The sequence below is a fragment of the Bartonella sp. AU55XJBT genome (genome assembly GCF_028618525.1).
Map to the genome: position 1 here is coordinate 40,997 of NZ_JAQITC010000007.1, position 22,020 is coordinate 63,016.

Here is a 22,020-nt window from a genome sequence, read left to right on the forward strand (position 1 = left end):
AAGGTAAGGATTGATGGCAAAAGCAGTAACCTCAAGCAAAGGAGCAGAAAAAGGTGAAAAAAAGAAACCAGCTGCTCGTTCCGGTGTGAAAAAAGACGCTTCGAAATCTCAAGTAGATGTAAAGACTTCATCTGCGCCTGCACGTCGTGTTGCTAAAGATGCACCGGTGAAAAAAGAAGAGCGTGCAAAAGGCGCTGTTGGTGAGATTAAGCAGGTTATTGGTGCTGTTGTTGATGTGCAATTTGAAGGGGCATTACCGAATATTCTCAATGCGTTGGAAACACAGAATTTAGGCAATCGCTTGGTGTTAGAAGTTGCACAGCATTTGGGTGAAAATACTGTGCGTACGATTGCGATGGATACGACCGATGGTCTGATGCGCGGACAAAAGGTCGTGGATACAGGAGCACAGATTAGTGTTCCTGTAGGAGAAGCGACCTTGGGACGTATTATGAATGTGATTGGAGAGCCAGTGGATAATGTGGGACCAATCCCTTCAACCAAAACACGTTCTATTCACCAAGAAGCGCCTGAATATGTTGAACAATCGACCGTTTCAGAGATTCTTGTCACGGGTATTAAGGTTGTGGATTTGTTAGCCCCCTATTCGAAAGGGGGTAAAATTGGCTTGTTTGGTGGTGCTGGTGTTGGAAAAACCGTTCTCATTATGGAGCTTATAAATAATATTGCAAAGGCCCATGGTGGCTATTCCGTGTTTGCTGGTGTGGGAGAACGGACACGTGAGGGAAATGATCTTTATTACGAAATGATCGAAAGCCGCGTGAATGTGAATCCAAAAGACAATAATGGTTCAACAGAAGGGTCAAAATGTGCGCTTGTTTATGGGCAAATGAATGAGCCACCAGGAGCACGTGCGCGTGTCGCTCTTTCAGGGTTGACCATTGCAGAAAGCTTCCGTGATGAAGGACAAGATGTTCTCTTCTTTGTGGATAATATTTTCCGTTTCACACAAGCAGGGGCTGAGGTGTCTGCTCTTTTAGGACGTATTCCTTCTGCTGTGGGGTACCAGCCTACTTTGGCAACGGATATGGGCGCTTTGCAAGAACGTATTACCAGTACAAAAACAGGCTCTATTACTTCTGTTCAGGCGATTTATGTTCCGGCTGATGACTTGACAGATCCGGCGCCGGCAACGTCTTTTGCCCATTTGGATGCAACGACCGTTCTTTCGCGCTCTATTGCGGAAAAGGGAATTTATCCAGCTGTGGATCCGCTTGATTCTTTCTCACGTATGTTGGATCCATTGATTGTGGGGGAAGAGCATTATACCGTTGCTTGTCAGGTGCAAACCATTTTACAACGTTATAGAGCGCTTCAAGATATTATTGCTATTCTTGGAATGGATGAACTTTCTGAAGATGATAAATTGTTGGTGGGACGGGCGCGTAAAATTGAACGTTTCCTTTCGCAACCTTTCCATGTGGCGGAAGCCTTTACTGGTTCGCCGGGAAAACTTGTTCCTTTGGAAGATACAATCAAAGGCTTTAAAGGTCTTTGTGCGGGCGATTATGATGATTTGCCAGAAGCTGCTTTTTATATGGTTGGTTCGATTGATGAAGCCATTGAAAAAGGAAAACGTCTCATGGCAGAGGCTTCTTGAATTAGAAGCTTCTTACTTGAGGAAAAATCTGTCGTGAATATTTGTCGTTAAATAAGGGCAAGTTGTTGAAAAAGATAAGTTGTTAAAGAAGGCGGAGAGCCTTTCTGGGTATTGTGGAGACTTTTGTGGAAAACAATAGAGAAGAGCATTTTTTGTTTGAGCTTGTATCGCCTGAAAAGATTGTGTTTTCAGAGCAGGTAGTGTCTGTTGTTCTTCCTTCAGCTTCAGGTTCTTTGACCGTTATGGCACAGCATGCACCATTGGTGGCAAGCATTGTGTTGGGAAGTGTTCGTGTTCGCACCTCTGTGGGAGAAAAGCTCTTTGCTGTTTATGGAGGTGTTGCAAATATTACCTTTTCCGGCTGCTCTTTATTGGTAGAGCATGTTGTGGCTGTGGAGCATCTTTCTTTTGATGTCTTAGAACAGCAGATCTTGCAGGTTCAAGCGACGTTAGAGGGGGGAACGAGTGATGAGGATAATCGTAAAATCGAGGCTTTTTTCCAGCAATTATCAGCTGATGGTTCTGTGTTGATAGAGGCGTAGCAAGGTATACAGGAAAAGGTGACATGAGCGGAAAAAAGAGTACGGTTGTGTCTGCCAAAAGGGTCGGAAAACCTTTTCCTCGTCCGGGTCGTGTTTTTGCGGGACCTTTGCCGAAATGTTTTGTTTATATTTTTGCTTCTCTTATTTTGCAATGGGCTTATGGCTTAGGGGCCAATATTGTTCAGTCTAATATTGTCCATCTGACTGGCGATTTTCACGCAACTTTGGCCGAGACGACATGGTTGGTTGCGGCCTATATGGCACCCAATGTAAGTGTGGCGATTATGTTGATCAAAATCCGCTATCAGTTTGGATTGCGTGCTTTTGCTGAACTATCAATCCTTGGCTTCGTTTTGGTTTGTGTGTTGCAGCTCTTTGTGACCGATTTGCGTTCTGCGTTGATTATTCGCTTTTTTGCTGGGATTGCTGCTGCGCCTTTGGCTTCGCTTGCACTGCTTTATATGATGGAGGCTTTTGCTCCAGCAAAGAAGTTTACTGTTGCTCTGAGTTTGAATTATATGAATGCGGCTTTAGCAGCACCTTTATCCCGTTTGATTTCTCCGGATTTGCTGGAAAATGGTGGCTTTTCCAGTCTTTCTGCTCTGGAAATGGGGTTGGTCCTCATTAGTTTGGTCTGTATCTATACTTTGCCCCTTACACCAGTTGTCCGTAGTAAGGTTATTCAAAAGTTAGATTGGATAAGCTATGGTTTGATTGCTTTGGGGCTGGGGCTCAATGCTGTGATTATGTCTGTTGGCATATTGTATTGGTGGTATGAAGCGCCATGGATTGGTTGGGGGCTCGCACTTGCTATTTTCTCGTTGGCTGTTGCTATTATGATTGAGCTTAATAGAGAAAAACCATTGATTGATCTGCGTTGGATTTTCAGTAAAGAAATGATTCAATCTGTTTTTATTTTATTGATTTTTCATGTTTTCTTGTTGGAACGGTCCAATTTGCCCGTCGGTTTTTTTAATCTTTTTGGTTTGCTCAATCGTGAAATGGCGCCCATGTATCTTGCGGTGACATTGGGAACTCTGTTAGGGGGGGCTGTTTGTGTCTTTTTTTTACGGGCGGGGCGTGAGGATTATTTTTATTTGTTATCTTTGGGTTGTTTGGCACTTGGCGCTTATTTAGATAGTCGTGTCAATCATTTAACGCGTCCGCAAGATATGATGTTGAGCCAAGGATTGGTGAGTTTTAGTTATGCACTTTTTTTGCCTCCTGCTCTTTTCAAAGGGTTTGTGATTGCTGGTGAGCGAGGCCCGCGTTATGTTTTGAGTTTTATTGCTGTTTTTTTGCTAACGCAAGTCACAGGGGGATTGATGGGATCGGCTTTTTTTGGCACCTTACAGTTTTATTTTGCTCATAAGAACTTTGAGTCTTTAACACAAAATATTGTTGTGACGGATCCGCTTATTTCTGGTGAGATAAATACTTTATTTTCGCCTTCTTATGGTGTTTCTGTTCCCCATGGCTTTGGAAGTGAGCAGGCGACTTCTCTGTTGATAGAGAAATTTAAGTTAACAGCAAATATTTTTGCTTATGATGACGTTTTTCGGCTTTATTTTTATATTTCAATGGCTGTATTCGTTGTTTTTCTTGTCACAATGGTTGTTAAGTCATGCTCTTTGCGTGCATTAGAAAAAAAGTGATGTCATAGAAGAGGGGTGTAAAAAATGATAAAAGCATTACGGTCAAAAGCTACGATTGTTGCATTCCTTTCTGGTATTATGGGGGTTTTGCTGATTTTGTGGGCTTGGAGACTTCCTCCTTTTGTGAGTAACATTCAAATAACGGATAATGCTTCTATTAAGGGCAATGTGACGCTGGTTAGTTCACAGATCTCTGGGGTGATCGCACGGATTTATGTACAAGATTATCAACGCGTTGAAAAGGGAATGCTGCTCTTTGAGCTTGATGATTCTCTTTTTCGTCAGCAGCTTGCACGCGCACAGGCTGTTCTCGATTCAAAAAATGCAAAATTGGCCAGTATTGAATTGCAAGCACAGATTTTACAGGGAGAAGTTAATGCTGCAGAAGCAGAATTAGCGCGTTCACGAGCATTCTCCAATGTTGTTCCTGATAAAAAGTTAGGCTTTGGAGATGTGGCAAATTCTGTTTCTCGTCCTCTTTCACAACTCTTGGCAGCACTGGAAACAAAACGACAATTGCAAAAACAATTAAATCTTGAACGGCAAAGTTTACAGTCAGAAGTTGCGGGAGCAAAGGTGAGTGTTGAGTTGGCAAAACTTAATCTCGATCATACAAAGATTTTATCGCCTCGAACAGGCTATATTGGATTGGTTGGAGCGCGGGTAGGGCAATATGTTATGCCGGGGACGCAATTGGTCTCTGTTATTTCTGATGATATTTGGATTATCGCTAATTATAAAGAAACGCAACTTTCTCAGATGCGTGTGGGACAACCGGTTGTTTTTTCTGTTGATGCATTGAACAACAAAAAGTTAACAGGGCGTGTGGTTCGTTTTGCTCCTGCGACAGGGTCAGAGTTTTCATTGTTAAAAACGGATACGACAATTGGTAATTTTATTAAAATTGCGCAACGTATTTCAGTACGGATTGCTTTAGATCCTGGTCAGGAAGGGATTGAAAAGCTTATTCCTGGGATGTCTGTGGTTACGTATGTGGATACTTCGCAGCGGGTCGATTCTGGAGGATAAAATTTTGGGTTTTTTCAGTTTAATTTTTATACCATTTGCTTATAGCAAGTGGGCGTTTACGTTAGAAGATTTCGTTTGGTTTATTATGATCCATCTCTTAAAGCTCTTAAAACACTTATTTGTCATGATGTAAAATAATGTTCTTTAGAACATTAAGAGGCATGCCTCTTTAATCACTTCTATTTCTTTTGAAATAACGCAGTAGAAGGGGGGGATTGATAAGGTGCTTTATAGTCTTCTTGCAACAGCGTTCTTTGAAGGCGTGGGGGTGTGGGGTGGCGTGTGTGTGGGCAGTAGGTGAAAATTACTCGATAAAAAATTAGATGTTTACAGACGAGTGGCGGGGAGGAATATTGAAGTAATATTTAGGGTATAGTTTGCCTGTCGTCTCTCACAATACTGTTCTTTGAGGTGTGGTGATGTGGATCGCATGTGTGGACAGTTATCCCGCTAGATAAAAAGCTGAATGATAGACTGGTGGGGTGGAAAATTTAGCCTTGGGAAGGATGGAGGGCGTAAAGTTAGGGGGAAAACGTATAAGTAGTGTGCTTTATCAGTGATGAAAAAAATGCCCGCTTTGAATCGGGCATTAAAAGGGAAGATTGTTGGTGTTAGTAATTTTTGCGGATTAGCAAGAAGCTTGCCAAAACGACTCCGGCAGCTAATGCGAGGGTTTTTTTAGGATTTTCTTTCGCTTTTTTCTTTAATTCTGTTGCATGTTCGTTGAGGTGGTAAAGTGCGTGACGCCCCTTTTGTTTCCATGTGTTAAACAGCTCAGAAATGTTTTCAAAGCTATCATTTTGAGAACTCCAATGATTTACGGGGACCAGCTCTCTTTTTAATTGTGCAATACGTTTTTTAATTTTAGCATTTTTAGCGTTGGTTGAAAATAGACACATTTGTTGACTCCTTCATGTGTTAAATTGTGTGCATGATCGTTGGAATTGTGTTTGGGGTTTTGCTATAACGGCTTAAAAATTGAAAGGTTGCATTGATTATGCGACTTGGGGCGGATTGTGTTTTGGGGGTGAGGTGAAAGTTAAGCGTTTGGGTTTAATGAGGCATTTTTTAAATATGCTTGCGTCCATTTCATGATGGGGGGTGTAAAGGGTATAAGATACAATCTCCTGCAAAGGATAATTTCTTCGTCAAGGCTATCAAGCTGGTCGTTTTATTTTCTTATCCTTGTTTCAAAGTTTGGAGACAGTCCCTCAAGCATTTTTACTTTTTTTCGTTTTTATCTCCATGGTTGCTTGTGGTGTGTAAGGGACATGGCTTTGATTGATGATGAACAGATTTGAAATGAGAGAAGCTTACGATGTTTAGGTTTTCCATTCAAATTTATAAAAAAGAGGTTATTATAAATGAATATGTTGTCTTAATTGGGTGGTATATCCCATGAATTTTTAAACATTTTTTAAAATTGTGCTTTGATGAGCGTTATCTGTTGTGTTGTAAAGTATTGTGCTTTGATGACGTTGATGTAAGGTATGCACCTTAAAAATACAGTCTTGTCTCTGTCTGATTTTAGTTTCTTTTTGAAGCAACCAAGTGTAAAAGTATGAATGTGAACAGGAGTGGTGGGATTTCCGGGGCATCTGTGAAATGAATCTCACTTATGAGCTGAGTTCCATCAGGGGGTAACAGATGAAGCTTAAAGTAATCTGTTAAGATTGGTGGGTGGTGTTATTTTCGTTTTCGTCCTTTGATGTGCGGAGGAAGTCAATGTAAATGATGGTTGAGAGTGCAGGTTTTAAAAATTTGAGGACTTGATGAGCACGACCTATTCTTTGTCGAAATCTCTTGAGCGTCGTCGTTCTGTTGGTGTTGCGGTTGGTAATGTGGTGGTTGGGGGGCAGAGCCCGGTTGTTGTACAGTCAATGACCAATACAGATACCGCTGATGTTGATGCAACCGTTTCTCAAGTGGCTGCTCTTTGGCAAGCTGGTTCACAATTGGTTCGGATTACTGTTGATCGTGATGAAGCAGCGGCAGCTGTACCAAAAATACGGGAGCGATTGGAAAGATTAGGTTTTTCTATCCCATTGGTTGGGGATTTTCATTATATCGGCCATAAGCTTTTATCAGAGCATCCAGCATGTGCTGAGTCACTTGCAAAATATCGCATCAATCCTGGAAATGTAGGTTTTGGTGCAAAAAAAGATCGTCAATTTGCAGAAATTATAGAGATTGCTTGTCGGTATCATAAACCTATTCGCATTGGTGTGAATTGGGGGTCCCTTGATAACGCGTTGTTGACACAGCTTATGAATGAAAATGCACAGCAAGAAAATCCCTTATCTGTGGCTGAAGTAATGCGAGAAACTGTTGTGCAGTCGGCTTTGCTTTCGGCGGCTTTAGCAGAAGAGTTGGGGTTGGGACGGGATAAAATTATTCTTTCTGCTAAAGTGAGTGATGTTCAAGATCTTATTGCTGTCTATACCACCCTGGCTGCACGTTGTGATTATGCTCTTCATTTGGGCTTAACGGAAGCAGGGATGGGAACAAAGGGGGTTGTTGCTTCTTCGGTGGCTTTGGGCATTTTATTACAGCAAGGGATTGGCGATACGATACGCATTTCATTAACGCCTGAACCTGGTGGTGATCGAACACGAGAAGTAAAAGTGGGGCAAGAACTTTTGCAAGTGATGGGATTTCGGCAATTTCTCCCCGTGGTTGCCGCTTGTCCTGGTTGTGGGCGCACAACCTCAACGGTCTTTCAGCAATTGGCGCAAAAAATTGAAGCGGATTTACATAAAAATATGCCCGTTTGGCGTGAAAAATATCCTGGGGTTGAAAGTTTAAAGGTGGCTGTGATGGGATGTATCGTCAATGGACCTGGGGAATCAAAACATGCGGATATTGGAATTTCATTGCCTGGCGTGGGGGAAAGTCCTGCGGCACCTGTTTTTATTGAAGGACAAAAGGTAAAAACTTTGCGTGGTGATCACATTGCTGAAGAATTCGAAGGGCTTTTGAGTGATTATATTCATAAACGTTTTGGACAAGGTTAAACAATTGCACAAGGTTGAAATAAAGAAGATACCTTGTTTTAAAGAGATATCTCTTAAGGTTTCCATTTCACGATAGAATTTGTGAGATGCTATAATGGTAAAACTCTTGTAAAGTGTATAAAACTTATAGAGAATCCCTTCATCTTTTAAGTTTAATAAAAGAACAACCAGCTGCATATGCTTACGCCTGCTTCCTATACAGTTCTAATATCTGAGACGCTACATAAGAGGTATTTTAGTTTTTACTCACATGCTATCTCCGTTTGTAATAGGGCCAGTTAAGTGATTTTAATTGATGCACTATGAGTGGGTGAAAGAATTTTACAATATTCAGGATGCTCATTCGACATGCAAAACAATGAATGATGATTATAAATCAATGTATTGTTTGTTATAGGTTGCTGTGGCTACCGTAAGTTCTTGGATCATTTATTATCTCAAATAAAACCAGCTGTTATGCATTTTATAAGAAGCCTCTGATCGATATCAATATTTACTCATTCTTCCGGTATTTTGGGGCATTTTTCTGGATATAAAATTGATAAAACGGAAGATCCTTATAGCAGATATTGCCCTATTTGTCATAAAATGTGAGCTTTTATTGTTCTATAAAATGATGTATATAAGACGTCTTTTTGGGCGTTATTGGGGGGATGCATGACAAGTATATTAGCATTTGGATTTTTATTTAACGGTATAAGAATTTTAACAGGTGCCTTTATTGTATTTTATATGCTTGAAAAAGGGCTAACTCTTATTGATATCGGGATCATTAAGTCGTTTCAGGCTTTTATTATGATGGTTACAGATATTCCTCTGGGATATTTTGCCGATAGAAAAAGTTATAAAATATCGATCGTTTTGGCAGCGGCTTTTGCTGCTACATGGCTGTGTCTCATGGGATTTTCTACAAGCTTTTATGGTTTTCTTTTGGCAGAATCTTTTAATGCCTTATCGCTGACATTGATTGCGGGGGCTTATAATGCTTTACTTGTTCAATATGCAAAAGCAAAAGTGACATCGACTAAAAAAGTGCTGGGAGCGAGCTCTCAATATAATTACATTGGCATGTTTATATTCAGTTTGATCGGTGCTTATTTTGCTGATTATTCGAGCCAATATATATGGTATATTGCGGCGTTTTTAATGTTGATGACAACACTCTTTGGTTTGTTCTTTCTTGATGACCTGAAAGGAGAGAAAAAACCAAATAAAGCGAATTCTCTCTTTTATGATGCTAAGGAGATGTTGTCTATTTTTATTAAGGTTCCTTATATCTCTTTATGCTTTTATTTTTCACTGATCTTTTTCAATATATTCTCGCAGTATTGGCAGTGGATATTTAAAGATCATAATATTAATGTCACTTATTTTGATCTTGGTGTGACGTTTTCACTGATATTGCTCTCTCAGCTCTTGGCTAGTTTTCTCTTTACAAAACTAAGTGAAAGGGTGAATTTTGTTTTATTGCTTTTTCTTTTGGTTTCACTGATTTTTACAGTGGTTTTCTTTGAGCCGAAAAAAGAAATTGCTATTATTTTAGTCTGTATGATTTTTTACTTAATTAAGTATACATATCTTCGTGTAGAAGTTGTTTTGCATGATAGTATTAGTGATCATTTCAGGGCTACATATGAATCTTTCTTGTCAACCGTTGGGAGATTTAGCCTCTTGGTGTTTTTTTACATGAGTGCATCTATGGTCGATATATTTGGCTTTTTCTCACTCGTTTATATTTTTGCTCTTTATTTATTGATTTACTTGTTGGCAGTATTTTTTCTAGAAGGAACGCGCAAAAAAGTTCCATGAGATTATTATTAGACGTGTGTTTTATAAATTCATGCGTTTGTTTTAATGTACCTCTGGTTTGTCATATCCATTGAATGATGGGACCAATAATATCATGGAGATCAATGGTAAGATTTTTGAAAAAAACTCTTGGACATTTAACAAAGAGGATAGTGTAGGCTCTGTACAATAGAGCGGAATATGATAGGGCGGATGACGTTAATTTTTGCGTGTTGCATTAAAGCGAGCTACTTGTTGGAGAGGGAGTGCTTTGATACCAAAAGGGTGTAAGAGGGCTTCTGCTTTTGTGATGAGCGCATCTCGCTTTTTTTGGGTTTCTTCAATGCCATAGAGACGAACAAAAGTTGCCTTTTGTGCTGTTTCATCTTTCCCAGCGGTTTTTCCTAAAGTCTGTGTGGTGGCAGTAACATCAAGAAGATCATCCGTTAATTGAAAGGCTAAACCAAGATAGGTTCCAAAAGCCGTCAACTTTGTCAATAATTCTTCTGACGCATTGCCAATGATGGCGCCTGCTTGGCAAGCAAAGCTTATCAGGGAAGCCGTTTTCATGCGTTGTAGGGTGATGATGTCAGTACTTTCTTGTGGTCTTTTTTCAGCTTCAAGATCCAGCATTTGTCCCCCTAGCATACCACCAAGTCCGGCTGATTGTGCAAGTGCTGTGATCAATTTTATTCTCATCTCTGTAGACAGTGCATTGGCTTTATGGGCAATGATTTCAAAGGCAAATGTCAAGAGAGCATTGCCTGCTAGAATTGCTGTTGCTTCATCAAATTCTATGTGGACAGTGGGTTTCCCACGCCGGAGGATATCATTGTCCATGGCTGGAAGATCATCGTGAATGAGTGAATAACAGTGAACACATTCTAAGGCACATGCAACATCAAGTGAATGCTCTATAGGGATATCAAAAAGTGCAGCACTTTGAATCACAAGAAAAGGTCGCAGGCGTTTTCCACCGTTCAGCACCCCATAGCGCATGGCTTTGATTAAGTTTTCAGGGCGCGAAATTTCACCAGTTTGGATGTGATCACTTAACAGTGCGCTCAGTCGATTTTCAACGCTTTTACCATGTTTTGCAAGAAGGGGGGTAAATTCGTGCATTCTTGCTTCCTTTGTTTTTATGAAAATGAAATGATGACGTTCAAAGAGAGAGACTATTGCTTTTTCTTGTGTTCATCAATGGACGTAGGTTTTTATTAAAAATCAATTTCTCTTTATTATGCGTATCTTTACTGTATGCGCAAATCCCTTTTAAAGCCAAATAAAATAATGCCAAATAAAAAATTAGTTAGTCTTATGAAAATACTTTCATGGGTGTATAAAACTCATAAACTTTGTGGTGCTTTTGCTCTTCATTTGGTCATTGTGATATCATTTTTGATAAAAGGAAGGTTATTTTTGCTCAGTGGAAGATCATTTTGACATTGCCTCTTCTTTTTTATCAGTATATAATGCCCTCAAATTTTATGGTGTTTTTAAATGAAGCATTGTCATTTTTGGCATTGCTTTTTCTGTTTTAATGGATTTGGAGTGTCTTTTTATGGCTGTACCTAAACGAAAAACCTCTCCAGCGAAGAGGGGCATGCGCCGTTCGGCTGATGCTCTGAAGGCGCCGACTTATATCGAGGATAAAAATTCTGGTGAGTTGCGTCGCCCTCATCACATTGATTTGAAAACGGGAATGTATCGTGGACGTTCCGTTTTAGTGGTTAAGGATTGAGTCTTTTATCTCTCTTTTATGCTTAGGTTTCCTTTGATTTCTTGGTGAATGCACGCTCTCGAGTCGTGCATTTGCACTTTAAGATGGCTGTTGAGGTGACCTTGCGCTGCTCTCATGCCATTGATTGGAAAAGGGGACATTGATTTGAAAACGGGAATGTATCGTGGACGTTCCGTTTTAGGGATTAAGACTTTAGTCTTTTATCTCTCTTTTATGTCGGTTAAGTTTCTTTTGATTTCTTGGTGAATGTACGCTCTCGAGTCGTGGATTTTCTGTTCTTCTCTAGAATAGAGGGTAGATTTTGCTGAGAGAGATGATTCTATTGTGGAGAGATACTTTTCTTGTTCTTTGATGAGATTACAGCCATCATATAAATAAAACGCCTCAAAAGGGATATACTTGTGTTGTAATATCTTACGTGTTTTTTAAAAGCACCTCTCTCAGCGTGCTTTTCAGCCCATTTTGTGACAGTATTTCGTGAAGGGTATAATGATAACCCCATGAAATAATATAAAATTTATTTGCCTTTAAGCTGCATAAAAGTGCAAGCTAGCACTGTCATACACTTGCGAGCTCATGGGTGTTGCGAATAACCCTTGGCTCTTAAAACAGTTCATAAGAGGCATGCCTTTTTTGTAAAGTTTTTACTCACATGACCTCCTCGCTTGTAAGAGGTAAGTGAATGTTTTTAATTGATTCAACATGGAATAGGTTGGAAACAAAAGAGCTTCACACTATTCGGGGGTTTAATTCAATATAAGAAAAAACGATAAATTATCTTTATAAATCAATATTTGAATTACATGGGATGTGTGATGCAGCCGTTTGAATGGTTTAATGGGAGAGAATCTTCCTGTATTAAGACTGATGATTGAAGATAAAAATGATATCTTATGATGATGAGTCAATGAGCGCGCTATGAAGTAAAGCGTATGAGGCGGCGGCGAGTGGAATGGGTCGAAAAATTAGAGCGTTGATTGGTGTTTTAAGAAATTTTATTCTTGAGAATACAGAGGATGATAAAAAAATAAAACCAGCTTTTTGCTGGTTTTATTAAAGTACCCTGTTGTTATGAAAGAGTGTATTATGCAGCGTAGACAGCTTCGCTGTTTTCAGCGGTTTCTTCTCTTTCAGTTTTAAATTCGCGTTTTGGCTTGTTGGAAAGGTGCATCTCGATGAGATTAATCGCTTCTGTTTCAGAAAGGCTATTAATAACCGCAATTTCGCGGGCCATTCTTTCAAGAGCAGCGGTATAAAGTTGACGCTCAGAGTAGGATTGTTCGGGTTGTAGGTTAGAGCGAAAAAGATCACGAACTACTTCAGCGATACAAATAAGATCACCTGAGTTGATTTTAGCATCATATTCTTGAGCACGGCGAGACCACATGGTTCGTTTAACGCGTGCTTTTCCGCGTAAGACTTTTAAGGCGCGTTCGACGGAATCTCCAGCAGATAATTTACGCATTCCAACGGAAAGGGCTTTTGCAATAGGGACCTTGACATCCATTTTATCTTTCGCAAAATGAATGACGAAAAGTTTTAATTTATGTCCTGCAACTTCTTGATCTTCAATCGCTATAATTTGTCCTACTCCATGTGTGGGGTAGACGATATATTCAGAGGTTGCAAATTCTTTAGTCTTTGAGGACGTTCCATGTTGGGATGCCATAATTTTAGTTTACTCCCTTATGATCAACAAATGCATCGGAAAACAGGTTATAAACCTGAGGGTTGAGTTTTCTTTAACCAAGTATATTGTACCAATTAAGTGAGCATAAAAGCCGAGTACTTTTAAATCCAAAAAAAAATACATTGCTTTACTAAAAAAAGCAAAGAAAAATACTTAGAAAGATGATCATGCTAGAACAACACTAACATCAAACTTCAAAAGAATCAATCATTTCGCTTGAGGATTTTTTATTTTTACAAGAGAAGTCTTTCAATTGTGGAAGGAGAGCGCTGTAAACTGTAGCATTACTCTTCTCCATTTCCTGGGTTTTCTGAAAAATACTTTTCTAATTTGTTTGGAACACCATCCATTTCTTTGGCTTGAGGAAGAGGCTCTTTTTTTGTGGTTAAATTGGGCCATTTGTTTGCGTAATGAAGATTAAGTTCTAACCACTTTTCTAGTCCTGGTTCTGTATCCGGTATAATGGCTTCTGCTGGGCATTCTGGCACACAAACACCACAATCGATGCATTCATCAGGATGAATGACCAACATATTTTCACCTTCATAAAAACAATCAACAGGACAAACTTCAACGCAATCCGTATATTTGCAGTGAATGCAGTTGTCGGTTACGACGTGGGTCAAGATCAAACTCCATTTGTTACTTTAATGCTCTTTAGAGGAGAGAGAGTGTGTGTTTTGATGATTGGTGAGTTGATCGCGTAGTACAGCTAATTTTGCAAAAGGTGAATCAGGGTTAAGACGTTTTTCTGTTTGAAAAGGCTTATAATTTGTACGCTTGCCTTGGGATTTGTGAAACTTATGAGAACGTTTTATTTGTGGAGGTGCTTCTTGAGGGGAATTTCCATTCGCATTGTCTCCTCTTTTTATAGCGCCCTTCGGTTTATTTTTCCACTTATGTCCAGATTTATCACGTTTTTTTTGTGTGTGGTGGTGAAATTGAGGCCTATAATGCCATAATAAAATAACTTTATCTTCTGCTGTAGGGGGAGTGGGCTTGGCAAAGTTTCCAACAGGTTCAGCAGCTGGTAAATGATTGGTTTTATGGGGGTGTCTTTCAATATGAGAGGATACAGTTTTCAGGGGTGAAACATTTTTTTCTTCTTGTGTTGTTTCTGAAGTCTTGATTGTTTGCCATAGACTACCAACGCATTCTGCGGGTCGAGCCTCTTGTGTTGTCGCAGTCACAGGAAAAGAGCTTTGCTGTGCAAGAAGATTTTGTTCAAAAACAGTATTGCTTATGCTGTATGATTGGTAGCCAAGTCCTTTGAGGATTTCTTCCATATCATTCCCATTGGCACCAAGAATGGACATCATGGCTGGGGTTACAAAAAAACTTTTACCATCATAGGCACCTTCAGGTTTGGAATCACTTCCTTGTTTCCACTGAAGGGCGGGGCGGATGAGATTGGCAAGACGTTCTAAAATATCAATCCGTACGGCACGTTGCCCTAAGATTCGGTATCCAGCTAATTGATAAAATTGGCGGTTATAGGTAGGGTCAACAATTAAAGAGGTCCGACCAGCAGATAATGCCGTAAAAATTTCATCCAAACCCGTTTGGTCTTGTCCTGCATTTTGAAGGTTCCACAAAAGGGTAATGGCTTGTACTGGAGCGGGTTTAAGCATTCCGGCAACATAGATATGAAAAGCACCAAAACGCACCCCTAGACGCCGAAGCACAGCACGGGATTCTTGCACAAGGTTTTTGACAAGGTCTAAAACTTCGCGGCGGGGTAAAACCCCTAAAGCGTTAACCAGTTGTAAAGCAAGATTATTGGTTGAATCTGTCAAATTATCGGCATTGCGCAAATCAAATAGGGGTTTTAAAGTCGTTTCAAAATGAAAGGTTACAAAGCGCTCTAATCGTTTTATGACGTTATCGCGGGATTCTCCGATGAGTTGTGTGTCTGCTAAAACAAGTAGTTTGGGTTTGAAAAAATCTTCTGTCGCAACAAGTTGTCCCACAGGTTGACCAATCCAGCGCACAATGCCATCAGAACTGAGGGTAAAATCACCATTTGCACAAGCACAAAAACGCTTTGCGCGTTTGGAAAACGCAAGAATCAAATTTTCATTCTCTATTGAGCATTGCTGCTCGGCTGTTTGATCGGTATTGTTCTTGTTGGCATAAAAACGAAAACCTTCAAATTTACCCCTTCCGTATTTTTCAATGAGAATATCATCTTGAAGAATCTCATTCTGTTGAACAATCTTGCTATCCATGATCATTTTCTTTCTCAGTGTGACACTGGTAAAAAGCCTTTTGCGACAACTCCATAATGTTGTTCTTTCTTAACACGTTTGTTGCGCTTGCTTCAATCATTCTTGTCCTTTTTTGATGTTTCTTTTTGCGTCTTTAAAACTTAGAGGCTACTTTTTTATTCAGTTTTCATTCAGTTGGAATAGTTTATATTTGCAGATTACACTTATTAGTTGTAATGTAAAGCTGAAAGCGTAAAAAGCATAAACAGATTCTCTAAAATTAAAAGGAAATGGAATCGGTCATCCAAAAAAACAGCATGTATTTTGTCTGAGCATTTCAATTTTTTTTGCTGTTTTGTCATGAAAAGTGAAGAGAAAGTTTTTTTAAAAAATATTTTATATAGGCGAAAAGGCATATTGTAGGGGCATTTTACAGATGAAATTATGTCTTATGATAAGAAGTTTTTACCATGATCATAAAAAAAACAATTGCGATTATAAATTTACACGTTAAAGTAGTGAGCGCATAAGTGGACAACTTTTGAGTTCTTTTTAAGAAAGAATTTAAGAAAGAACAATGGTGTCGTTACCAAATCAATTTTTATAATTTTAATCGCAAGGGGTTATTATGGGTAATCTTTCAAATGCTGTTTATAAAAGCAGCAAAAATTATGGCGATGCAGATAAAAGCTTAGGACGGAATATGATGCGTTCTGCTATGCAAGCACCTTATCTTGAACGACAAAAAGAGCATGATTTGGCTCTGCGATGGAAAGATAAACGCGATGATGATGCCATGCATCAAATTGCCGCAGCTCATATGCGTTTGGTGATTGCTATTGCGAACCGCTTTAAACGTTTCAAAATGCCCTTAGGGGATTTGGTACAAGAAGGGTATGTGGGATTGTTGGAAGCCGCGGCGCGTTTTGAACCTGATCGAGAAGTGCGTTTTTCAACTTATGCAACATGGTGGATACGGGCTTCTATTCAAGATTATATTTTGCGAAACTGGTCAATCGTTCGAGGAGGAACCAGTTCTTCGCAAAAAGCACTTTTCTTTAATTTGCGACGTTTGCGCGCAAAACTGGTGCAAGATGATAGCGCTTTGTCAAAACAGGATATTTTTCGTACAATCGCTGAAAAGCTCGGTGTTTCCGTACGCGATGTTGAAACAATGGATTTTCGTTTTTCCAGTTCGGATAATTCCTTGAGCGTTTCTGTTTCTGAGAACAGTGATAATCCCATTGCGAAGATGGATGTTTTGGTTGATGAGAGCCCTCTTCCTGATGCTTTAATTGAGCAAGTGATTGATGGTCAGCGACGTACGCAGTGGCTTTACGATGCGTTGCAAATTCTCAACGAACGGGAGTTGGAAATTATTCGCTTTCGTCGCTTAAATGAAGAGGGAGCTACTCTAGAAGTTTTGGGTGAAAAATTAGGAATTTCGAAAGAACGTGTGCGTCAAATTGAAGCACGAGCTTTGCAGAAATTGCGTTCTGCTCTTCTTACGGTTCATTCAGAAGATGCTTACGATATATAAGCTGTGAAAGACTTTGTGAGGGGAAGGAGAGTGCTTAGGTGCGGGGGCGTAGGGCATGATGAAGCGGATTGAGGGATTACTCGCTTTATCAAGCCATACGCCTCCTTTTGGGGTGCATTGAGCCATCTTTATGAGCAGAGGGAAGATTGGAGGGGAGGGGCTTATTTGAGAAGATCTATGCAGAAATTGTCTTCTGCTCTTCTTACGGTTCATTCAGAAGATCTTTAAGATATATAAGCCGTAAAAGATTTTGTGAGAGGACGGAGAGTGTGTAGGTGCGGGGGCGCAAGGCATGATGAAGTTGGTTGCATTTGCCAATAGGCTTGGGGAGGGCGTGATTAAAGAGAGACAAAGAATCAAGATTGTCGCAGATGAAAAAGGAGATTTATTCGGTGATAATTTTTACTTTTGTACCAGCGCGTAATGTTTGAGTTGGTGAGAGGGCATTGAGAATCCGAAAGAGTTTTTCTTTGTTTGGTGTATGTTGCATTTTATTGGCAAGGTTTGCAATATTTTCTCCTTGTTTAACGCGGACAATACTGATCTTTAAGGGTTTCAATTTTTTTAACTCTAAAGTTGAAAGAGGGTGAAAGCTTTGGATCGTTTTTTGGGCAATTTCTGCAAAATTTTGAGAATTATAGGGCGCTGCCGTCAGAAAACGAAAAATATGATTATTGAACAGAATGACAATCACATCAAATTGCCATTGCTCATGAGTCGCACGAGCTTGTGCTGCAAGTAAATTTTGGCTTAAGTGTTCTTGACGCGTGAAGCCTTGATGAGGGAGCCCTTGAATTGTAAGGGGGCGGATAGATGATGGATCTAACCCGATAATCCATCCGCTTTTCAAATAATCACTTGCAGTCATTCCTGCAGGATGGGGAATAGCATCAAAACGAATCGCAATTTTATTGGGGCCGCTGGCCCAAACGGTTTGTGCGGAATGTTCTATTGTAAAATTGTTGGGAACAGAAAAAGCGATGCGCCATTGCGGATGAATAAATTCATTGCCACGTACAACCCCTGTGTAAAAGCTTCCTCCAAAAGTCATGCCATCAATGCTTTTGAGAAAAGAATCACGATCTGTATTTCCACTATTTTGTTGATTGATTTTACGGGCTTTTTCTATCGCAAGCCGAATGCGTTGAGGGGTGGTTGGGTGAGACGCTAGAAAGTCTAAGGAAGCATTTGGGGTGCCAGAAATATTCTGAAAAGCACTATAGGCTTCCATTGTTTGAAGAAAGCGTGGTGAAGCAAAGGGATCATACCCTGCTTGTTGGAGCATTTCGAGGGCAAGGGAATCAGCTTCCAGCTCTTGATTGCGGGAAAATTGTGCGAGTTGTTGCTTGTTGTGTATGGGATTGTGTTTTTTGCCCATAGAAGAAAAAAGACGTGGAGACATATGGTCTGTCATCTTCTTCAATTGGGCTTCTTTTTGAAGGCGTAAAATGCCATGATTGGCTTTGATATGGGCCATCTCATGGGCTAAAATTGCAGCAACTTCTGAAGAATCATTGGCGAGTGCCAGCATACCACGGGTGATGTAGATCGAGCCATTGGGGAGTGCAAATGCATTGACATTTTCCGAGTTTAAAATTGTGACGGAATAGCTTTGAGGAGAATGGTGGGATGCAATGGTTAGTTTACGAATAATTTTTGCTAAAAAGCGTTCAAGTTTTGCATCATGATAAGCACCACCATACATTTGCAAAATACGGGGGTGTTGCAGTGCGCTTAATGTGACATAGATATTGTGATTGTCGGTACGTTTGATTGTTTCAGAAGAACTGGAAGAGAGCCTATCATTGCGAGAAAGGGGGGTATGACAAGCTGAAAGGAGAAGCATTAAACTGGTGAAAGTTGCTTTATAAGGCAGAGAGCGAAAAAGAAAATTTCGTTGAAAAATGGAGAATGTTGGATCGCGGTGCAGGTTGTTTCTGCGGTGTAATGTGGCAAATTTCATGTGTATCTTTATATCGTGTGTGTTTTTTTGAGAGAAGCTTTAGAGATAAGGATTCATTTGGCTACATCATAGTTATTGTTTATAAAAAATAGCTCTCATGGATAAAGGGGTGTGAGAGAAAATAGAATTTTGTGAAAGGCAAAATATGGCATGACAACATTTACAATATTGTTAAATGGAGATCTTTTTATCACTGATCGTTTGCTTAATCAAATTCAAAACAGTCGGGTGATTGCTGCGGATGGCGGCATGCGTCATGCGGAAGCACTTAATGTGATGCCTGAGTTGTGGTTAGGGGATTTTGATTCATCTGATCAGACTTTGATCGACAAATATAGCCATGTTCCGCGTGAGGTTTTTCCCTCTGATAAAGATATGACCGATAGTGCTTTGGCTTGTGAAAGAGCGCTACAAAAGGGTGCTAAAAAGCTTATTTTGTGTGGTGCTTTGGGAGGGGAGAGAAGTGATCATAGCCTTTCTCATATGACGCAAGCGTTGATGATGGCAGAGAAAGGCATTTCAGTATTGTTGACAAGCGGTTTGGAAGAAGGTTGGCCGGTTTTGCCAAAACTTGTGTCATATGATTTGCCTAAAGGGTGCTTGTTTAGTCTTATCGGTTTTTCTGATTTAGAAGGCTTAACGCTTGAGGGGGTAAAATGGCCAATTTGTGACAAAAATGTGTCATTTGGCTCTTCTTTAACACTTTCTAACCGTATTTGTGGAACCTTTTCTTGCCATTTAGGTTCTGGAAAAGCTATATTGTTAGCGTCTGTACCTATTTCGTAAAGCTCTTCCAATATATTTTGAATAAGGCAAGGGGGGGGCGTAGTGATTAAGTGCCGACATAAACGATGTATTATGTATTGATCTTGAGAAGGAAAGGTTTTGCTATGTTAAAATCAATTTTAAAAGTAGCCGTCGTTTCTGCGATTGGTTTCAGTTCGGTGGCTTGTACGACAACTGATGAGCGCGTTGCGCGTTACGGTGTAGGGGGAGCAGCAATTGGGGCTTTGGCTGGAACAGCTATTGCTGGAAGCACGCCTGGAGCAGCGCTTACTGGTGCGGCATTTGGGGCTTTGGCTGGAACAGTAACGGGTGAGGCTGTAAATCAAAGAAGACAACAAAGACAAGCTTCACAATTGTGCACATATCGCTCTCGTAGAGGACATGTCTACCAAGCACCTTGTGCACAAAGAGTTCCAGTACGACAATTATGTACTTACCGTGATGCAAGAGGGGTGATGTATCAAGCACCTTGTCCGCGCCGCGTTCGTTAATGGCGGTGCCATTGCTGCGGCTTGACCGCATTTTCTTAAACGTGGGGACAACGCCTTTGCTCAACCAAGCCTGTTTATCGGTTGAGCAGGGAGCGCGTATTGCGTTGGTAGGCCGTAATGGTTGTGGAAAATCGACCCTGTTAAAAATTGCCGCAGGAATATTAGAGCCTCATGGTGGCGAAATTTTTCGCCACCCTCGCGTAACACTTCGTTATGTCGCTCAAAATCCGGATTGTTCTGGTTTTGAGGATATTAACACTTATATGGAAGCGGGGCTGGACGAGACATCTGATGTTCAGTGGATCAATATGCTTCGTACAAATTTAGGGTTTTCGGGCGCGGAAAAATTAGAAACGCTTTCGGGCGGTGAAAAGAGGCGTGTTTCATTGTTACGGGCCATTGCAGCAAAACCCGATATTTTGTTCTTAGATGAACCAACCAATCATCTTGATTTACCAACCATTGAATGGTTGGAAGGCGTGTTGTCTTCTTTGCGTTCAGCGATTGTGGTGATTTCCCATGATCGACGATTTTTGGAAAATGTTACGCGTTCAACGGTATGGCTTGATCGTGGGACAACGAAAAGACTGGAAAAGCGTTTTTCAGAATTTGAAAATTGGCGCGATAAAGCTTTGGAAGAAGAAGCACTCGAGCAGCATAAATTGGGGCGTCAAATTGTCCGTGAAGAGCAATGGTTGCGTTATGGGGTAACTGCACGGCGTAAGCGTAATGTACGGCGCTTGGGCGAATTAAAAAACTTAAGACAGCGTCATCAAACTTATAAGGGGCAGCCGGGAAGTGCACTGTTGAGCGCTGCTAAAAGTCATGATTCTGGGCAATTGGTGCTCGAAGCAAAGAAAATTTCAAAATCCTATGGGGATCGCGTTATCGTGAAAGATTTCTCTTTACGCATTCAGCGGGGAGATCGAATCGGTTTGGTAGGACCTAATGGGATTGGAAAGACAACGCTCCTTTCCACATTGATTGGGCAAGAAGCTGTAGATAGTGGGACGGTGAAGCATGGCTATAACCTCTCCATGGCATTGCTTGATCAGCAACGTATTCTCAATGAAGAAGAAACTTTGGCGCATTATTTAACGGGAGGAAGGGGCGATACTCTCGTGATCAATGGACAAGAACGGCATGTGGTTTCTTATATGAAAGACTTTTTATTTTTGCCGGAACAAGCGCGCACCCCCCTTAAAGAATTTTCAGGGGGAGAAAGAGCACGACTCATGCTTGCACGCCTTCTTTCGCGTCCGGCAAACTTTTTAATTCTTGATGAACCGACCAATGATTTGGATATGGAAACTTTGGATTTATTGCAAGAATTTATTGCTGATTTTGCAGGAACAGTGTTGTTGGTTAGCCATGACAGAGATTTTTTAGATCGTACTGTAACGCATATGTTGGCACCGGAGGGCGATGGTCATTGGGTTTTATATGCGGGTGGCTATAGTGATATGATGGCGCAAAATAAGCAGGCTCTCCGTTTACAACGCACAGAAATAGAATTATCAAACCGTAAAACATCTGCAAAATCTTGCGCAGGGGTGGGCGGAAAAAGTACTTTCTCAACAGATCCTAGCTTGGATAGTGCGGGAGAGAAAAAGACACGAAGAAAATTGTCCTATAAGCAGGTTTATGCATTGGAAAAATTGCCTGAAGAAATCGCTGTTTTGCAAAGTGAAATAAAAAAAATTGAACAAGAGCTCTGTGACCCAACTCTTTATGGCAGTGATAAAAAACGTTTTGAGCGTTTATCAACAGCGTTGGAAAAAAAGAAAATAACTTGCACACAAAAGCAAGAAGAATGGCTAGAACTTGAAATTTTACGTGAAGAAATAGAAGCGTATTCACGGTAATATCTCATCATTTCCCAGTATTTTAAGAGATTCCTATTGTCTCATCGCTTTCTGTGGAAGTGCTTGGACATATTGAAGAATGACCACA

The 22,020-nt window shown here is 40.4% G+C and carries 17 protein-coding genes; 11 read left to right on the forward strand and 6 right to left on the reverse strand.

Features of this window, described 5'->3' with window-relative positions:
* Nucleotides 1-13 precede the first annotated feature (13 nt).
* The 4 genes from atpD (at nt 14) to PVV70_RS04845 (ending at nt 4,847) form a co-directional block, all read left to right on the forward strand.
* Nucleotides 14-1,621 carry a F0F1 ATP synthase subunit beta gene (atpD, locus tag PVV70_RS04830; protein WP_273758165.1) on the forward strand — a complete coding sequence of 536 codons (1,608 nt, stop codon included), beginning with the start codon at nt 14-16 and terminating at the stop codon, nt 1,619-1,621.
* Between the two features lie 125 nt (nt 1,622-1,746).
* The gene (gene atpC, locus PVV70_RS04835; protein ID WP_273758166.1) at nt 1,747-2,163 is read left to right on the forward strand and encodes an ATP synthase F1 subunit epsilon; all 417 of its coding nucleotides are present in this window, start codon (nt 1,747-1,749) and stop codon (nt 2,161-2,163) included.
* A gap of 23 nt (nt 2,164-2,186) precedes the next feature.
* Nucleotides 2,187-3,818 (forward strand): MFS transporter, encoded by a 1,632-nt coding sequence (locus PVV70_RS04840; RefSeq protein WP_273718705.1) that lies wholly within the window; start codon nt 2,187-2,189, stop codon nt 3,816-3,818.
* 24 nt (nt 3,819-3,842) lie between these two features.
* Entirely contained in the window at nt 3,843-4,847 is a 1,005-nt protein-coding gene (locus tag PVV70_RS04845; protein ID WP_273758167.1) for an HlyD family secretion protein, read from the forward strand.
* 611 nt (nt 4,848-5,458) lie between these two features.
* Here PVV70_RS04845 and PVV70_RS04850 read toward each other — a convergent pair.
* On the reverse strand, nt 5,459-5,746 hold the full coding sequence (locus PVV70_RS04850) for a hypothetical protein (RefSeq protein WP_273718707.1): 288 nt from the start codon (nt 5,744-5,746) through the stop codon (nt 5,459-5,461).
* An 873-nt stretch (nt 5,747-6,619) separates the two neighbouring features.
* On the opposite strand from PVV70_RS04850, the gene ispG reads away from it, so the two are divergent.
* Complete coding sequence (gene ispG, locus PVV70_RS04855) at nt 6,620-7,861, forward strand: flavodoxin-dependent (E)-4-hydroxy-3-methylbut-2-enyl-diphosphate synthase (RefSeq protein ID WP_273758168.1); 1,242 nt, start codon at nt 6,620-6,622, stop codon at nt 7,859-7,861.
* A gap of 657 nt (nt 7,862-8,518) precedes the next feature.
* Nucleotides 8,519-9,670, forward strand: a complete 1,152-nt coding sequence (locus tag PVV70_RS04860; protein WP_273758169.1) for an MFS transporter — start codon at nt 8,519-8,521, stop codon at nt 9,668-9,670.
* A 198-nt stretch (nt 9,671-9,868) separates the two neighbouring features.
* On the opposite strand, the gene PVV70_RS04865 is transcribed toward PVV70_RS04860, so the two are convergent.
* Nucleotides 9,869-10,771, reverse strand: a complete 903-nt coding sequence (locus PVV70_RS04865; RefSeq protein ID WP_273758171.1) for a polyprenyl synthetase family protein — start codon at nt 10,769-10,771, stop codon at nt 9,869-9,871.
* A 439-nt stretch (nt 10,772-11,210) separates the two neighbouring features.
* Here PVV70_RS04865 and rpmF point away from each other — a divergent pair, with 439 nt between their 5' ends.
* Nucleotides 11,211-11,390: a 50S ribosomal protein L32 gene (gene rpmF / locus PVV70_RS04870; protein WP_005774555.1), complete on the forward strand. Its 180-nt coding sequence runs from the start codon at nt 11,211-11,213 to the stop codon at nt 11,388-11,390.
* Between the two features lie 1,084 nt (nt 11,391-12,474).
* Here rpmF and PVV70_RS04875 read toward each other — a convergent pair.
* From PVV70_RS04875 to PVV70_RS04885, 3 genes are all read right to left on the reverse strand, one after another.
* Nucleotides 12,475-13,059, reverse strand: a complete 585-nt coding sequence (locus tag PVV70_RS04875; protein WP_005774557.1) for a CarD family transcriptional regulator — start codon at nt 13,057-13,059, stop codon at nt 12,475-12,477.
* 305 nt (nt 13,060-13,364) lie between these two features.
* Nucleotides 13,365-13,706, reverse strand: coding sequence for a ferredoxin FdxA (fdxA, locus tag PVV70_RS04880; RefSeq protein WP_273758173.1), 342 nt, complete (start codon nt 13,704-13,706; stop codon nt 13,365-13,367).
* Nucleotides 13,707-13,727: 21 nt separating this feature from the next.
* The gene (locus PVV70_RS04885) at nt 13,728-15,308 is read right to left on the reverse strand and encodes a hypothetical protein (RefSeq protein ID WP_273758174.1); all 1,581 of its coding nucleotides are present in this window, start codon (nt 15,306-15,308) and stop codon (nt 13,728-13,730) included.
* Between the two features lie 607 nt (nt 15,309-15,915).
* Here PVV70_RS04885 and PVV70_RS04890 point away from each other — a divergent pair.
* Nucleotides 15,916-16,827: an RNA polymerase factor sigma-32 gene (locus tag PVV70_RS04890; RefSeq protein WP_254475021.1), complete on the forward strand. Its 912-nt coding sequence runs from the start codon at nt 15,916-15,918 to the stop codon at nt 16,825-16,827.
* Nucleotides 16,828-17,212: 385 nt separating this feature from the next.
* Here PVV70_RS04890 and PVV70_RS04895 read toward each other — a convergent pair whose 3' ends face one another.
* Nucleotides 17,213-18,790: a M48 family metalloprotease gene (locus PVV70_RS04895; protein ID WP_273758175.1), complete on the reverse strand. Its 1,578-nt coding sequence runs from the start codon at nt 18,788-18,790 to the stop codon at nt 17,213-17,215.
* Nucleotides 18,791-18,940: 150 nt separating this feature from the next.
* On the opposite strand from PVV70_RS04895, the gene PVV70_RS04900 reads away from it, so the two are divergent.
* The 3 genes from PVV70_RS04900 (at nt 18,941) to PVV70_RS04910 (ending at nt 21,932) form a co-directional block, all read left to right on the forward strand.
* Nucleotides 18,941-19,576, forward strand: coding sequence for a thiamine diphosphokinase (locus PVV70_RS04900; RefSeq protein WP_273758176.1), 636 nt, complete (start codon nt 18,941-18,943; stop codon nt 19,574-19,576).
* A 104-nt stretch (nt 19,577-19,680) separates the two neighbouring features.
* Complete coding sequence (locus PVV70_RS04905) at nt 19,681-20,067, forward strand: glycine zipper domain-containing protein (RefSeq protein WP_005774563.1); 387 nt, start codon at nt 19,681-19,683, stop codon at nt 20,065-20,067.
* Nucleotides 20,067-21,932 carry an ABC-F family ATP-binding cassette domain-containing protein gene (locus tag PVV70_RS04910; RefSeq protein WP_273758226.1) on the forward strand — a complete coding sequence of 622 codons (1,866 nt, stop codon included), beginning with the start codon at nt 20,067-20,069 and terminating at the stop codon, nt 21,930-21,932. Before PVV70_RS04905 ends, PVV70_RS04910 begins: the two co-directional genes overlap by 1 nt.
* The last annotated feature ends 88 nt before the right edge of the window (nt 21,933-22,020 follow it).